Origin of the sequence: Cronobacter dublinensis subsp. dublinensis LMG 23823 (assembly GCF_001277235.1) — a bacterium.
Lineage (GTDB): Bacteria > Pseudomonadota > Gammaproteobacteria > Enterobacterales > Enterobacteriaceae > Cronobacter > Cronobacter dublinensis.
The window spans coordinates 2,905,850-2,919,990 of sequence record NZ_CP012266.1 but is presented as its reverse complement, the minus strand read 5'-3'; the positions used below and the strand labels follow the sequence as shown (position 1 = coordinate 2,919,990).

The 14,141-nt window shown below is 62.1% G+C and carries 8 protein-coding genes; all 8 read right to left on the bottom strand.

Annotation, left to right across the window (positions count from 1 at the left end; translation table 11 throughout):
• Nucleotides 1-45: 45 nt before the first annotated feature.
• The 8 genes from yegS to AFK67_RS13335 all read right to left on the bottom strand — a co-directional run bounded on the left by yegS (nt 46) and on the right by AFK67_RS13335 (nt 13,966).
• A complete protein-coding gene (gene yegS, locus AFK67_RS13370) occupies nt 46-945 on the bottom strand; it encodes a lipid kinase YegS (protein ID WP_007723429.1) in 900 nt (299 codons plus the stop codon).
• Nucleotides 946-1,195: 250 nt separating this feature from the next.
• Complete coding sequence (gene trhP, locus AFK67_RS13365; protein ID WP_038883233.1) at nt 1,196-2,557, bottom strand: prephenate-dependent tRNA uridine(34) hydroxylase TrhP; 1,362 nt, start codon at nt 2,555-2,557, stop codon at nt 1,196-1,198.
• 399 nt (nt 2,558-2,956) lie between these two features.
• Complete coding sequence (baeR, locus tag AFK67_RS13360; protein ID WP_007723432.1) at nt 2,957-3,679, bottom strand: envelope stress response regulator BaeR; 723 nt, start codon at nt 3,677-3,679, stop codon at nt 2,957-2,959.
• Nucleotides 3,676-5,100, bottom strand: a complete 1,425-nt coding sequence (baeS, locus tag AFK67_RS13355; RefSeq protein WP_038883237.1) for an envelope stress sensor histidine kinase BaeS — start codon at nt 5,098-5,100, stop codon at nt 3,676-3,678. The genes baeR and baeS overlap by 4 nt, the downstream gene beginning before the upstream one ends.
• The gene (gene mdtD / locus AFK67_RS13350) at nt 5,097-6,512 is read right to left on the bottom strand and encodes an MFS transporter (RefSeq protein WP_007723437.1); all 1,416 of its coding nucleotides are present in this window, start codon (nt 6,510-6,512) and stop codon (nt 5,097-5,099) included. Before mdtD ends, baeS begins: the two co-directional genes overlap by 4 nt.
• Nucleotides 6,513-6,515: 3 nt before the next feature.
• Nucleotides 6,516-9,602 (bottom strand): multidrug efflux RND transporter permease subunit MdtC, encoded by a 3,087-nt coding sequence (gene mdtC / locus AFK67_RS13345; protein ID WP_007723439.1) that lies wholly within the window; start codon nt 9,600-9,602, stop codon nt 6,516-6,518.
• On the bottom strand, nt 9,603-12,725 hold the full coding sequence (locus AFK67_RS13340; protein ID WP_007723441.1) for an MdtB/MuxB family multidrug efflux RND transporter permease subunit: 3,123 nt from the start codon (nt 12,723-12,725) through the stop codon (nt 9,603-9,605).
• The gene (locus AFK67_RS13335) at nt 12,725-13,966 is read right to left on the bottom strand and encodes an MdtA/MuxA family multidrug efflux RND transporter periplasmic adaptor subunit (RefSeq protein ID WP_053532900.1); all 1,242 of its coding nucleotides are present in this window, start codon (nt 13,964-13,966) and stop codon (nt 12,725-12,727) included. Before AFK67_RS13335 ends, AFK67_RS13340 begins: the two co-directional genes overlap by 1 nt.
• Nucleotides 13,967-14,141: the final 175 nt, after the last annotated feature.

Sequence of the window (14,141 nt, the reverse complement as noted above, 5' to 3'; positions counted from 1 at the left end):
GAAGCGCACCCGCCATCAAAATCACCGGGCACTCGCCACATCGGCTTATTTCAACAGCGGACAATCCGGCGGCAGGCGGCAATGTAGCGCGCCGGGCTTGATAACAATACGGAACTGCTGGCCGCTCAGTGGCTCGCCGTCGAGGTTAAACGTGATGTCGTGCGGCGCCGTTATCTCAAACCAGGCCGACGCGCCGTCGATAATATTCGGACTCTCTTCCGGCTGCGTCAGCGTGGTAAAGAGCGCCGGTAGCAGCTCTTCGCCGGTGAAAATACGCAGCTGCAGCAGGCCATCGTTAATCAGCGCCCCAGGGCACAGCTCCTGCCCACCGCCCGCCTGACGCCCGTTACCGATGCCGATAACCAGCGCGTCGCCCTGCCAGTGAAAATTCTCGCCGCGAATTTCGCAGCGGTCCGCTTTCAGGGTGTCCATACGCATCAGGCCGTGGATGAGATACGACACGCCGCCAAGCGCCGCCTTCAGCCGCTCCGGCGTTTCGGTGGTAATGCGGGTGCCAAACCCGCCCGTCGCCATGTTGATAAACCAGGCTTTATCATTCACCTGAGCAATATCAACAGGCACCGCGCGGCCCTCGACCGCAAGCTTTAGCGCCAGTTCGATATCGTCCGGCACGCCGACGCTTGTCGCAAAATCATTGGCGGTGCCGAGCGGCACCAGGCCGAGCGCCGGACGTTTCTCTTCAGCGACCGCCGCCAGCGCCGCCGCCACTTCGTTAATCGTGCCGTCGCCGCCTGCGGCGATCACCGTCTCTGCTCCCCGTTCCGCCGCCTCATTGACATAGCGCGCCGCGTCGCCCTTTTCCCAGGTCACGCGCACATCCAGCGGGTGGCCCTGCTCGCGCAGCAGTTTTACGCTGCCGCGCAACACGTCATTGTCAGCGCTTTTACCATTTAAAATCAGAAACGAACCGGGGGAACGGGACATGAATGCACTCCTGTGAATACGTATTCACAGAGTTTATCGCAGAGTCTGGCGAGTCGCTTAAGAACTGGCTGAAAGGACAAAAAAATAAGCCTGCGTAAGGGAGATTACGCAGGCTGAAGGAGGTGGTTCCTGGTACAACTGGCATTTATGGTTTATGTTTTTCAGCGCCAGGGATAGTAACCGCTTTAAACATGACGGTGTGTGATCCCCTCCGAAGAAACATTCGCGCGATAAAAATAACCCCTATAAATTATTTACTGTGTGGATTCCTGGTGGTCTGGCCAGAGAAATTACGCATCAACAGCGCATATTCCAGTGTTAAATCCTCAGGAACAGGCATCCAGATGGTATATCCGTCTCCCGGCGCGACCTCCATCTTTTCCCCTTTGGCGTTTTCCATATGCTCCAGCGTAAAGCTGATATTGCCCTGCGGCGTCATCAGCTCCAGGCTGTCGCCGAGCGAGAATTTGTTTTTCACCGCCACCGCCGCCAGCGCGCCGTTGCGCTCGCCGGTGAATTCGCCGACAAACTGCTGGCGGTCCGACACCGAATAGCCATATTCATAATTCTGATAGTCATCATGGGTGTGACGACGCAGGAAGCCTTCGGTATAACCGCGGTGCGCGAGACCTTCCAGCGTCTCCAGCAGGCTCGGGTCGAACGGTTTGCCGGCGGCGGCGTCGTCAATCGCCCGGCGATAGACCTGGGCTGTGCGCGCGCAGTAGTAAAACGACTTGGTGCGGCCTTCGATTTTCAGCGAGTGCACGCCCATTTTCGTCAGCCGTTCGACATGCTGAATGGCGCGCAAATCTTTGGAGTTCATGATGTAGGTGCCGTGCTCGTCTTCGAACGCGGTCATGTACTCGCCGGGACGCTGCGCCTCTTCAATCATAAAAACTTTGTCGGTGGGCGCGCCGATGCCGAGCGTCGGCTCGACGTTCTGCACCGGGATAGGCTCATGAATGTGAACGATATTGCCGACGCTGTCTTCTTTGCCTTCCTGCACGTTATATTCCCAGCGGCAGGCGTTGGTGCAGGTGCCCTGGTTCGGGTCGCGTTTGTTGATGTAGCCGGAAAGCAGGCAGCGGCCGGAGTAGGCCATGCAGAGCGCGCCGTGCACGAAAATCTCCAGCTCCATTTCCGGCACCTGTTCGCGGATTTCAGCGATCTCTTCCAGCGATAACTCGCGAGAGAGAATGACGCGCGTCAGCCCCATCTGCTGCCAGAATTTCACCGTCGCCCAGTTCACCGCGTTGGCCTGCACCGAGAGGTGAATATCCATCTGCGGGAAGTGTTCGCGCACCAGCATAATCAGGCCAGGGTCGGACATAATCAGTGCGTCCGGCCCCATCTCAACCACCGGCTTGAGGTCGCGGATAAAGGTTTTCAGCTTGGCGTTGTGCGGCGCGATGTTCACCACGACGTAGAATTTTTTGCCAAGCGCGTGGGCTTCGTTGATGCCGAGCTGCAAATTCTCGTGGTTGAATTCGTTATTGCGCACGCGCAGCGAATAGCGCGGTTGCCCGGCATAGACCGCATCGGCACCATAAGCGAAGGCGTAACGCATATTTTTCAGCGTTCCCGCCGGCGAAAGAAGTTCGGGTTTAAACATGATGGACTCGTTCTGATCTCAGGTCAGCGCCGCTTCAACAGTGAAGCGGTGGGGGGCGCGTTTACCCCCACGTTAAGGGCGGGAATTGTAGCGCCAGCGGCGCAGGGGTGCAAACCGTTACGGGGCTTAGGGGCGTGAGGTGGGTGCGCTGCGCTTACCCACCCTACGAAACTGGAGTAAGCGGAAATATGCGGGTACGGTGACATCGTTCCGTTCGCCATCACGCCGCGTTTATATGTGCGTCTTCCTCATGCGAACGTGCAAAGGGGGGCTCGCCGCCGCCCCCTTAACACGTTCGCGTGAATCAGGGTGACAGAGATAATCTGCGTTCTGGCGAACGGAACCGGTTACCGGGCGTGCATCTTCATCGGGCCCGTGTATCCGCCGTGTAGGCGATATCTATACTACTCGCCCTGCATCCGCCTCCCAGCGGTAGCCCACGCCGTACACGGCGCGGATAAACGGCTGGTCATCGTCGAGCGCCTCAAGCTTGCGGCGCAGGTTTTTGATATGGCTGTCGATGGTGCGATCGGTCACCACGCGGTAGTCGTCATACAGATGGTTCAGCAACTGCTCGCGGGAAAACACCTTGCCCGGCTCGCTGGAAAGCGTCTTCAACAGACGGAACTCGGCGGGCGTCAGGTCGAGCGGCTTCTGCCGCCAGCTCGCCTGGAAGCGGCCTTCATCGATAACCAGCGGGCTCTGAGCGTCCAGCGCCTGCAAATCGCGCTGCGGCTTGCAGCGGCGAAGGATGGTTTTCACGCGCGCCACCACCTCGCGCGGGCTGAACGGCTTGCAGATATAATCATCGGCGCCAATCTCAAGGCCCAGCAGGCGGTCGATTTCTTCGATTCTGGCGGTCACCATCACTATCGGCACTTCGGAAAAGCGGCGAATTTCCCGGCACAGCGTCAGCCCGTCGGTGCCAGGCAGCATCAGATCCAGCAGGATCAAATCCGGCGGCGTCTGGCGCACATAGGGCAGCACCTTATCGCCGTGATTAATCAGCGTCGGCGCATAGCTGGCCGCCCGCAGGTAATCCACCAGCAGCGCGCCAAGTTTCGGCTCATCCTCAACAACCAGAATGCGCGGGGTTTTGTCGTCAATCGGTAACTCTGTCATACGTCTCCCGGAAGGATGGCATCAAGCGGTAAGGATACGGTAATGCTAACACCGCCTGATGAGGAATGATCGGCGCTAATGGTACCGCCATGCGCCGCCACGATATTGGCGCAGATGGCGAGGCCGAGACCCGAACCGCCGCTGGCGCGGTTGCGCGAGCCTTCGGCGCGGTAAAAGCGCTCAAACAGTTTCGCGAGCTGCTCGTCGCTCACGCCCGGCGCGCTGTCGCTAAAGCGCAGCACAAAGCGGGCTCCCTGGCACTCGCCCTGAATCAACAGACCGCCGCCCGCGTCCGTGTAGCGCAGGCTGTTTTCCAGCAGATTATTAAACAGCTGCATCAGCCGGTCGCGGTCGCCGAACAGCGTGACGTTTTCCGGCAGCGATAAGTTGAGCGTCAACCCGCGCGCTGCGAAGCGCTCGCGGAACGCGCCAGCGGCCACTTCGATGAGCGCGACGATCTCCAGCGGTTTTTTCTGGTAAGCGAGCGCGCCCTCGTCGGAGAGCGACAGCTGATGTAAATCGTCCACCAGTTTGGTCAGCGTGCCCACTTCTGCCTGTAACGAGGCGACGGACTCCGGCGTAAACTGGCGCACGCCGTCCTGAATCGCCTCCAGCTCGCCGCGCAGCACGGCAAGCGGCGTGCGCAGTTCGTGCGAAATATCCGCCATAAAGGCCTGGCGCATCTGCTGGTTTTTCTCAAGCGTACTGGCGAGCTGGTTGAAATCCTGCGCCAGACGGCCCAGTTCATCCTGGCCGGTGGCGACGACGCGGGCCGTGAAATCGCCCGCTGCGAGCCGGTGCGTGCCTTCCACCAGCCGTTTTACCGGCGCCAGCAGGCCGCGCGCCAGCAGCAGCGTGGCCGCCGCGGCCAGCAGCGTCGAGAGCGCGACGATAAGCCAGCTGGTGCGCCGCTGCTGTTTATCGAAATTAATATCGGTGCTGCGCGTCAGGCGCTCCACCGGTGAGGCGATGACCCAGCCGACGCGTTTGCCGTCGACGACAATCGCGCGCCGCGCGCCATCCTGCGGCACCGGCGAGCGCGGGCCGACCAGCACCGTCTGATCGGCGTCCACCACCCAGAACTGCGTGCGCCAGCCGTGCGGCGGCATATGAGGCGGCGGCCCCCGGTCTGGCGGCGGCGGGCCGTCGTGGGCGTTCTCCCGCTCGAAAGAGCGTAAAATCTGGAACACCACGCGATCGTTATGGCGCAGAAACCCCCAGTCGCCGTGCTGCTGATATTGTTCGCTCAGCGCGTCGCTTAGCAGCGCCAGCCGCTGCTCGTTGCCATGTTTGATGTAGTCGATAAAGCCGCGCTCAAAGCTAAAGCGCACCGCCCAGTGCATCGTAATTAACAGCAGAATGCAGGTAGCGAAAATGGCCAGAAACAGCTTGCCCATAATGCCGGGCCGCCAGAACCTCATGAAGCTCTCCTTTTGCGCCGCGCGATCGCGGTGTTTTTACTGATATCCTTCGGGACGCGGGCAAACACCAGCGCGGGCACGGCGATAATGAGCGCCATGCACAGGTACGTCCAAAGGAAGATCCCGTGCGCGTCGCTGCTGTCAGCGGCCAGATGGTTATGGCCGAACGCGCCGAGCAGCAGGCCCGCGAGGGTCACGCCGAGGCTCATGGCGAGCTGCATCACCATTGAGAGCATACTGTTGCCGCCGCTCGCCATCTCATCCGGCAGGTCGCGCAGCGTCAGGGTGTTCATTGCCGAGAAGCGCACCGAGTTAATCATTCCCTGCAAGAGCAGCACCAGCGGCAGCAGCCAGTACCCGCCCGCGAGCGCCACGCCCATAAACAGCACGCTCACCAGCGCCAGTCCGAGCGTGGAGGCCACCAGCACCCGGCGATAACCAAAGCGGTTCACCACCTGCACCACGATGCGCTTCATCCCCATGCTGCCAAGCACCATCGGGATCATCATCAGGCCAGCGTGAAACGGCGAAAACCCGAGGCCAATCTGTAAAAAGACCGGCGTCATAAACGGCAGCATCCCGCTGCCGATGCGCCCGCATAAGCTGCCGAACAGCCCGAGCGAAAAGGTGCGGGTCTCGAAAAGCCGCAGGCTGAACAGCGCCCGCTCGTTGCCGCGCGCGTGCCACAGATAGAGCAGCACCGCCGCGCTGCCGCCCGCTACCAGCGCGCCGAGCCCGGCGGCGGAAAGACCGGTACTCTTGTAGCCATCAAGCGCTATCGTCAGCGCCGCCATGCCGAAGGCGAGCAGCAGAAAACCGGAGAAATCGAACCGCCGCGTTTGCATCGTGTAGTTCGGCATCAGCCACAGCGTCGCGGCGGCACCCGCCATGCCGACCGGCAGGTTAATCAGAAAGATCCAGTGCCACGAGGCGTACTCCACCAGTAGCCCGCCGAGCGCCGGGCCGAGCAGCGGCCCGACCTGGCCTGGCAGCGTGACAAAGGTCATCGCGGCCATGTATTGATCGCGCGGGACGATTTTCATCACCGTCAGCCTGCCGACCGGTACCATCATCGCGCCGCCGACGCCCTGCAACACCCGCGCCGCCACCAGCTCGTCGAGCGTTGACGACCAGGCGCAAAACAGCGAGCCGAGCGTAAACAGCACAATGGCGCAGAAGAAGATATTGCGCACCCCGACGCGGTCCGCCAGCCAGCCGCTCGCGGGCAGCATCACCGCCACCGTCAGCACGTAGGAGACAATCACCATGTGCATCCGCAGCGGGCTCTCTCCGAGGCTCGCGGCCATGGAGGGCAGGGCGGTGTTAACGATAGTGGTGTCCAGCGCCTGCATAAAAAAGCCGAAGGCGACAATCCACAATTGCCAGCGCACGTTCTGGGGCAGGTCGGTCATAGGCTATTCGCTCGTGGTCACGGGGTCCTCAGGTTTCGCCCGGCGCGTAAAACGCAGGCGCAGTCGGTCGAAGAAGAGGTAGACCACCGGCGTGGTGTAGAGCGTCAGCAGCTGGCTCATCACCAGGCCGCCGACGATCGTAATGCCGAGCGGCTGGCGCAGCTCCGCGCCGTCGCCGCTCGCTATCATGAGCGGCAGCGCGCCGAACAGCGCCGCCAGCGTCGTCATCATGATCGGCCGAAAACGCAGCAGGCAGGCCTGGAAAATCGCCTCGCGGGCGGTCAGCTCGCCGCTGCGCTGGGCCTCCAACGCGAAGTCCACCATCATTATCGCGTTCTTCTTCACGATACCAATCAATAGCATAATACCGATAAGCGCGATGAGGCTAAACGGGGCGTCGAACGCCTCCAGCGCCAGTAACGCCCCGACGCCCGCCGAAGGGAGCGTGGAAAGGATAGTCAGCGGGTGCACGTAACTTTCATACAGCATCCCCAGCACGATATAGACCGTGGCGATGGCGGCCAGGATCAGGATTACCTGCGAATTCATGGTGTCCTGGAACACCTGCGCCGTGCCCGCGAAGCTGCCGCGCACCGACGACGGCACGCCGAGCGAGGTCATGGCGCGGGTGATGACGTCGCTCGCCTCGGAGAGCGAGACGCCGGTCGGCAGGTTAAACGCGATGGTCGATGCCGCCGACAGCCCCTGATGGTTCACCGACAGCGGCGCGTTGGCGGGCCGCCATGTCGCGAACCACGAGAGCGGGACCGGCTTGCCTTCGCTGTTCAGCACGAACATCTGATTCAGCGCACTGATGTCCTGGGTGTAGCGCGGGTCGACCTCCATCACCACTTTGTACTGGTTCAGCGGCTGGTAGATGGTCGAAATCTGGCGCTGGCCGAACGCGTTATTCAGCAGGCTGTTGGCGTCCTGCACGCTGATCCCTAAGCGCGCCATCGATTCACGATCGTAGACCAGGCTCATCTCCGCGCCGTTATCCTGCTGGTCAGAGTTGACGTCGGCAAGCTGCGGTAGGGCGGAGAGCGCCTGGCGGATTTTCGGCTCCCATTGGCGCAGCGCCGCGAGATCGTCTGACAGCAGCGTGTACTGGTAGCTGGCGTTCGACTGGCGTCCGCCGACGCGGATATCCTGCACCGCCATTAAAAACAGGCTGGCGCCGGGCTCTTTGGCGAGCTTCTTACGCAGCCGGTCAATCACCTGCTGGGCGCTCTCTGTGCGCTCGCCGAGCGGTTTGAGCGAGATAAACATCATGCCGCTGTTGACCCGCGAGCCGCCGGTAAAGCCAGTAACGTTATCCACCGCCGGATCGTCGCGGATGATTTTCATGAAATCCTGTAACTTGCCGCGCATCGCCTGGAACGAGATGCTCTGGTCGGCCTGAATGCCGCCCATCAGCCGCCCGGTGTCCTGCTCGGGGAAAAAGGTTTTCGGAATGGAAATATAGAGCCAGACGTTCAGCGCGATGGTCGCCAGCAACACCACGCCCACCAGCCGCGCGTGATTCAGCACCCAGCCGAGCGAGCGGGCGTAGCCGCCCTGAAGCGCCAGCAGCAGCCGGTTGATACCGGTGCGGCGCGTTTCCTTCGGCGCGCGGGTTTTCAGTAGCCAGCCGCACATCATCGGCGTGAGCGTGAGCGACACCACCAGCGAAATCCCGATAGCCACCGACAGCGTCACCGCGAATTCGCGGAACAGCCGCCCCGGCAGGCCGCCCATCAGCAGCAGCGGCAGGAACACCGCCACCAGCGAGAGGCTCATGGAGAGCACGGTAAAGCCCACCTCGCGCACGCCCTGCAGCGCCGCCTGGAGCGGCTTCATGCCCGCTTCCAGATGGCGTGAGATATTCTCCAGCACCACAATGGCGTCATCCACCACAAAACCCGTGGCGATGGTCAGCGCCATCAGCGAGAGGTTATTCAGGCTGAAGCCGCACAGGTACATGGCAGCGAAGGTGCCGACGAGCGACACCGGCACCGCGACGGCGGGGATAAGCGTCGCGCGCCCGGAGCGCAGGAACAGAAAGACCACCAGAATCACCAGCGCGACGGAAATCGCCAGCGACTGTTCCACCTCTTTAAGCGACGCGCGAATCGTCGGCGAGCGGTCCTGCGCTATTTGCATATCGATGGCGGCGGGAATGGTCTCGCGTAGTTCAGGCAGCGCGCCGCGGATGCGATCCACGGTGTCGATGATGTTGGCTTCCGGCAGCTTGCGGATCATCAGCAGGATCGCTGGTTTGGCGTTGGTCATGCCCGCGTTGCGCACGTCCTGCACCGAATCGGTCACTGTCGCCACGTCGCTTAACTGCACCGCCGCGCCGTTGCGGTAGTGAATGACCAGCGGCGCATATTCGGCAGCAGTTTTCAGTTCATCGTTGGTCTGCAACTGCCAGCGCTGCTGCGCGCCTTCAATCGCGCCCTGCGGGCGGCGCACGTTGGCGTTGCTGATGGCGCTACGCACCGCGTCCAGCGATACGCCCTGGTTAAACAGCGCCTGCGGGTTTAGCGCCACGCGCACGGCGGGCAGCGAGCTGCCGCCGACATCGACATCGCCCACGCCGTCGATTTGCGCGATGGTCTGGGCGAGCTGTGTCGAGGCGTAGTCATACAGCTCGCCCTGGGAGTAGGTGTCCGAGGTGAGCGTCAGGATCATAATTGGCGCGTCGGACGGGTTCGCTTTGCGGTACGTCGGGCGCGAGGGCATGCCGCTTGGCAGGAGGCTCTGCGCGGCGTTGATGGCCGCCTGCACGTCGCGCGCCGCGCCGTTGATATCGCGGTCGAAGTTAAACTCCAGAATAATGCGCGTGCTGCCAAGCGAGCTCGACGAGGTCATCTCATTGACGCCCGCGATGCGCCCGAGCGAGCGCTCAAGCGGCGTCGCCACCGACGACGCCATGGTCTCCGGCGACGCGCCAGGCAGCGAGGCGCTCACCATAATGACCGGGAAATCCACCTGCGGCAGCGGGGCCACCGGCAGCAGCCGGAAGCCCAGCACGCCGCAGAGCGTCACGGCGATGGAGAGCAGGATGGTCGCGACCGGGCGGTAGATAAAGAGCGCGTAAAACTTCACTTACGCCTCCTCTTCACGGCGGGGAAAGCGACGGCGCACGGCATGGCCCAGGCGGTCGAACAGCAGGTAAATGACTGGCGTGGTAAAGAGCGTCAGCACCTGGCTTACCAGCAAGCCGCCCACCATGCCGATGCCGAGCGGACGCCTGAGCTCCGCGCCGACGCCGGTGCTTAACATCAGCGGCAGCGCGCCGAGCAGCGCGGCGAGCGTGGTCATCAGGATCGGTCGAAAACGCAGCAGGCAGGCCTGGTAAATCGCCTCGCGCGGCGACATGCCCTGTTCGCGCTCGGCGGCCAGGGCGAAGTCGATCATCATGATGGCGTTCTTCTTGACGATGCCTATCAGCAAAATGATGCCGATGATGGCGATAACGTCCAGCTCCGCCCCGGCGATAAGCAGCGCCAGCAGCGCGCCGACGCCCGCGGTGGGCAGCGTTGAAAGAATAGTGATGGGGTGAATAAAGCTTTCATAGAGCACGCCCAGCACGATATACATCGCCACCACCGACGCCACAATCAGCCAGACGGTGCTGCCGAGCGCTGCCTGAAACGCCAGCGTGCTGCCCTGGAACTGGGTGGTTATCTCCGCCGGAAAGGCGAGATCCGCCTCCGCCTGGGTGATGGCCTCGACCGCGTCGCCGAGCGAATAGCCCGTCGGCACGTTGAAGGAGAGCGTGGTGGATGGGAACTGGTCCAGATGGTTAATGGTAAGCGGCCCTAAGCGCTGTTCTACGCTTGCGATAGCGCTGAGCGGCACCATGCCGCCATCGCTGCTGGTAAGGCGAATGCTGTCGAGCGCGTTGAGGCCGGGCGTCGCGGCGGTGTCATGCTCCAGCACCACCCGATACTGGTTGGCCTGGGTATAAATGGTGGAGATCAGCCGCTGGCCAAAGGCGTTATACAGCGCGTTATCGACGTCGTTCATGCTGATGCCGAGCCGGCTGGCGCTGGCGCGATCCACATTCACGAAGGCCACCAGCCCTTTATCCTGCCAGTCGCTGCTGACGTCCGCGAGCTGCGGCAGCGTTTTCAGCCGCTCTGTGAGCTTTGGCACCCATGTGCTGAGCGCCTCCAGCGAGTTGGCCTGGAGCGTGAACTGATACTGCGTGCGGCTCACTTGGGTATCGATAGTGAGATCCTGCGTCGGTTGCAGATAGAGCGTCGCGCCCGGCACGCTGGCGGCAGCGGTCTGGAGACGCGCAATCACCGTCTGGACACGGTCATCGCGTTCATCCAGCGGTTTTAAGTTGATTTGCAGCCGCGCGCTGTTCAGCGACGGGTTGGTGCCGTCGACGCCGACGAACGAGGTCATGCTCTCGACCGCCGGATCGTTGAGGATAACGTCGGCCACCGCGCGCTGGCGCTCGGCCATGCTGGCAAAGGAGACAGACTGCGGCGCCTGGAGCGTACCCTGAATAATGCCGTTGTCCTGCACCGGGAAAAACCCTTTCGGGATAACCACCCACAGCAGCACGGTGAGCGCCAGCGTGCCGACCGCGACGCCAAGCGTCAGCCACGGATGGTTCAGCACCCGCTTGAGCCACTGTCCGTAACGGGCAATCACACGGTTAATCACGCGCTCTGAGGCACGCGAAAAGCGGTTCTGTTTGCGCAGCGATTCATGGCTTAACATCCGCGCGCACATCATCGGCGTCAGCGTCAGCGAGACTACGGCGGAAATCAAAATGGCCACCGCCAGCGTTACCGCAAACTCACGGAACAGACGGCCCACAATGTCGCCCATAAACAGCAGCGGGATCAGCACCGCTATTAGCGAGAAGGTGAGCGAGATGATCGTAAAGCCGATTTCGCCCGCGCCCTTGAGCGCTGCGACCAGCGGCTTTTCGCCTTTCTCGATATAGCGCGAGATGTTCTCAATCACCACAATGGCGTCATCCACCACAAAACCGGTGGCGATGGTCAGCGCCATTAACGTCAGGTTGTTGATGGAGAAATCGAGAAACACCATAAGCGCGAATGTGCCGACCAGCGAGAGCGGCACCGCGACCGCCGGGATAATGGTCGCCGGAACGTTGCGCAGGAACAGGTAGATAATCATCACCACCAGCGCTATCGCCAGCATCAGCTCGAACTGGGTGTCGTTGACCGAGGCGCTGATATTGGTGGTGCGATCCGTCAGCACATTCACCTGCACCGATTTCGGCAGGCTCTCGGTGAGCTGCGGCAGCAGCTTCTGGATAGTTTCAGCGGTGGTAATGATATTCGCGCCCGGCTGGCGCTGGACGTTCATCACAATCGCGGGCTGTTTATTGGCCCAGGCGCCGAGCCAGGCGTTTTCCGCGCCTTGCTCGACTTTCGCCACGTCGCCAAGCCGCACCGGCGCGCCATTCTGGTACGCGATAATCAGGTTGCGGTACTCGTCGGCGGATTTCATCTGATCGTTGGCGGAGAGCGTCACTGCGCGCTCGGGGCCGTCGAAACTGCCTTTCGCCGAATTGACGTTCGCGCTGGTAATGGCGGTGCGCACCGTTTCGCTGTTAAGGCCCAGCGACGCCAGCGCCTGCGCGTTGAGCTTCACCCTCACCGCCGGGCGCTGCCCGCCGGAGAGCGTCACCAGCCCCACACCCGATACCTGTGAAATACGCTGCGCGACGCGGGTTTCCACCATATCTTCCACCTGGGTCATCGGCAGGGCCGAGGAGGTGACCGCAAGCGTCATGATGGGCGGGTCCGCCGGATTGACTTTGCTGTAAACCGGCGGGTTAGGGAGATCGTCCGGCAGCAGGTTGGTGGCGGCATTAATCGCCGCCTGCACTTCCTGTTCGGCGACATCGAGCGGTAGCGTCAGCTGAAACTGTAGCGTGACGACCGACGCGCCGCCCGCGCTCTGCGACGCCATCTGCTTTAAGCCTGACATCTGGCCGAACTGTCGCTCCAGCGGCGCGGTAATGGCGGAGGTCACCACGTCCGGGCTGGCGCCGGGGTAGAGCGTCACGACCTGGATGGTCGGGTAGTCCACTTCCGGCAGCGCAGAGACCGGCAGAAAACGGTAGCCGATGATCCCGGCAAGCAGGATCGCCACCATCAACAGCGTGGTGGCGACGGGGCGCAGAATAAACAGGCGGGACGGGCCGCCCGTGGCGCTCGGAGGTAACACCTGCATCAGGAACGCGCTCCTTTGGCCGCGCGGGCGCTGTCGGTCGTGGCGCGCTCGCCGCGTTCAGGCTTTGCGGTATCCGTCGCCGCCTGCGCGGCCACCACCTCGACCTTCGCCCCTTCGGTCAGGCGGTCGATGCCGTCTGTCACCACGCGATCGCCTGCCGAGAGACCCGCGGTGATCACCACGCTTTCGCTGTCCTGAATGCCGGTCGTGACGGTGTGCTTACTCACTTTGTTGTCATCATTGAGCACCCAGACGAAATGGCCCTCGTTGCCCATCTGCAGCGCGGCGGTCGGGATCACCACGGCGTTCTGCTGGGTGTCGATAAGCATCCGGGCGTTTACAAACTGATTCGGGAAAAGCGCGTCGTCCTCATTGGCGAAGCGCGCTTTGAGCTTGATAGTGCCGGTGGTGGCGTCAATCTGGTTATCGAGGCTCAGCAGTTCGCCGCTACTGAGCTTCGTGCTATTGGTGCGATCCCAGGCTTCCACCGTCAGGGTTTTGCCCGCTTTCTGCGCCTGCATGACGGCGGCGATATTGCTCTCCGGCAGGGTAAAGACCAGATCTATCGGGTGCGTCTGCGTCAGCACCACGAGGCCCGTCGTGTCGCCGCTGGAAATCTGATTGCCGATGTCCACCTGTTTTAAGCCGACGCGCCCGTCGATGGGCGCGGTGATGCGGCTCCAGTCAAGCTGCAACTGCGCGCTGGCGACCGCCGCTTCATCGGCTTTCAGCGTGCCTTCGGTTTCGCTGACCAGCGCCTGCTGGGCGTCGAGCTCCTGGCGTGAGACCAGATTCGTTTTGCCAAGCTGCTGGTAGCGCGCCAGGTCGCGGCGGGCGTTGGCGAGCGTCGCGCGGTCTTTGGCAAGCTGCCCCTGCGCCTGAGCGAGCGCCACCTTAAACTGGCTCGGGTCGATTTCGGCGAGCAGATCGCCGGCTTTAACCTGCTGGCCTTCTTTGAAGTGAATGGCCATCAGCTGGCCGTCCACGCGGCTGCGCACCGTGACGGTGTTCGCGGCGGTGATCGTGCCAAGCCCCGTGAGGTAGCGCGGCACCGCTTCGCTGCGGGCCGTCGCGGCCTGAACCGGCGCGGGCGCGCCGCCTGCGCGCATCCCTGCGCGACCGTGCGGCGCGCTGCCGGAGGGCGCGTCGGTGGCGGCGCTTCGCCAGTAAAGGAGAGCGGCAAGGGCTGCGACAATGACGCAGGCGATAATCCACCCGCGTTTTTTAACCGTGCTTTTCATAAGCGGTACGTCTTCTTTTCCTGAAACGATTAGGCGTAATGATACAAGTTTAGTGAGCCTTCACCGTGGAAAGATGGAGGAAATATGAAACACCGTTTAGAAGTGTCCGAATAAGGCAGGTTTACGAGCCTTCTCGCAGAGGCGTAATCCTTTTCTGACAGCCCCTTAAGACCCT